3 protein-coding genes are annotated in these 1,900 nt (G+C 72.8%); 2 read left to right on the plus strand and 1 reads right to left on the minus strand.

Features of this window, described 5'->3' with window-relative positions:
- The coding region (locus AC1DY2_RS19225; protein ID WP_476763867.1) for a DeoR family transcriptional regulator at nt 1-225 on the minus strand (225 nt) is incomplete at its 3' end.
- Nucleotides 226-308: 83 nt separating this feature from the next.
- On the opposite strand from AC1DY2_RS19225, the gene galT reads away from it, so the two are divergent.
- Both galT and AC1DY2_RS19235 read left to right on the plus strand, forming a co-directional pair.
- Entirely contained in the window at nt 309-1,469 is a 1,161-nt protein-coding gene (gene galT, locus AC1DY2_RS19230) for a galactose-1-phosphate uridylyltransferase (RefSeq protein ID WP_476763868.1), read from the plus strand.
- A partial coding sequence (locus AC1DY2_RS19235) for a galactokinase (protein ID WP_476763869.1) occupies nt 1,466-1,900 on the plus strand: 435 nt, incomplete at its 3' end. The genes galT and AC1DY2_RS19235, both read left to right, overlap by 4 nt.

Genomic DNA, 1,900 nt, shown 5'->3' on the forward strand with positions numbered 1-1,900 from the left:
CTCGAGCACCGACGAGGCGGGCACCGCTCCGCCGTGCACGCGGCGGATGGCGCCCTGCCGTTCGAGCGCGTCCAGGTCGGCTCGGGCGGTCACCGTCGTGACGCCGAAGGCGGCGCTGAGCTCGGCGACCCGCACGAAGCCGCGCTCGGCGACGAGGCCCAGGGCGAGCTGGCGTCGCCGGGGAGCGTCGAGGGGCGCGGGCGTGGCCGTCGCGGCATCCGTCATACCGGCATTCTCCGCGCTGGGACCACCCTTTGCAATACGAAACCCCGGTTGTTTRCGAAACGAAAGTCGCGTAGGGTGTGCGCGTGCCCGATACCGAACCAGACGCCACCGCGGGGCCCGACGCCATCGTCGACCCGCGCATCGCCGTGCGGCCCACGACGCTCGCCGACGGCCGCGAGCTCATCTACTTCGACGACGCCGACACGAGCCTGCCGCCCGAGCGCGCCGTCGACGCGCGCACGCTCGACCCGCGCCCCGCCACCGCCCAGATGCGACAGGACCCGCTCACCGGCGAGTGGATCTCGATCGCCGCGGCTCGCCAGAACCGCGTGTTCCTCCCGCCCGCCGACGCCGACCCGCTCGCGCCGCAGACGGCCACGAACCCTTCCGAGATCCCGAGCAGCTACGACGTGGCCGTCTTCGAGAACCGCTCGCCGTCGTTCGGGCCAGAGCTGGCCGACCCGGYCGCCGACGCCCTGGCCTCGCTCCGCAGCGTCGGGCTCGAGCGCACCCTCACCTCGGTCGGGCGCTGCGAGGTCGTCTGCTTCAGCCCCGAGCACGAGGGGTCCTTCGGCACGCTCGGCGTCTCGCGGGCGCGCACCGTGATCGAGGCGTGGGCGCAGCGCACGGCCGCCCTGTCGGCGCTGCCCGGAGTGGAAGAGGTGTTCCCCTTCGAGAACCGCGGACGTGAGATCGGCGTCACGCTGCCGCATCCGCACGGCCAGATCTACGCCTACCCGTACGTCACGCCGCGCACCGAACGCCTGCTCGCCGCGATCGACGACTACGGCCCCACGCTCATGGCCGACATCCTCGAGCGTGAGCGCAACGGGCCGCGCGTGCTGCTCAGCGGCGAGCACTGGACCGCGTTCGTGCCGTTCGCCGCGCGCTGGCCGATCGAGGTGCACCTGCTCCCCCACCGGCACGTGCCCGACTTCGCGGCGACCACCCTCGCCGAGCGCGATGAGCTCGCGTCGCTGTACCTCACGCTTCTGCGCGGCGTCGACCGGCTCTATGACACCCCCACGCCCTACATCGCCGCCTGGCACCAGGCCCCCGTCAGCGAGCGACGCGACGAGGTGCGGCTGATGCTCCAGCTCACGAGCCCGCGCCGGGCCGCCGACAAGCTCAAGTATCTCGCCGGCTCGGAGGCCGCGATGGGCGCATGGATCGGGGATGTCACGCCCGAGTCACAGGCCGGCGCCCTGCGCCGCGCGATCGGAGAGGTCGAGGTCGACGCATGAACGAGGTCACGGAGGCGATGCACGGGTTCGCCGAATGGTACGGACGGCGGCCCATCGGCGTGTGGTCCGCTCCCGGACGCGTGAACCTCATCGGCGAGCACACCGACTACAACGACGGATTCGTCTTCCCGTTCGCCATCGACCAGCGCACGGCCGTCGCCCTCGGCGACCGCGACGACCGGGTGATTCGCGTCGCGTCGAGCTTCGCCCCCGACGCCGTCGAGATCCACCTCGACGAGCTCGCGCCCGACGCGATCAGCGGCTGGTCGGCGTATCCGCTCGGCGTCGCCTGGGCGCTCGGGGAGCTGGGTGCCGACCTCGAGCACGTGCGCGGGGTCGACCTCTACGTCGCGAGCTCGGTGCCGGTCGGCGCGGGCCTCTCGTCGTCGGCCGCGATCGAGAGTGCCGTGGCGCTCGCGCTCGACGAGCAC

The organism is Agromyces sp. P1_H4, from assembly GCF_056405255.1.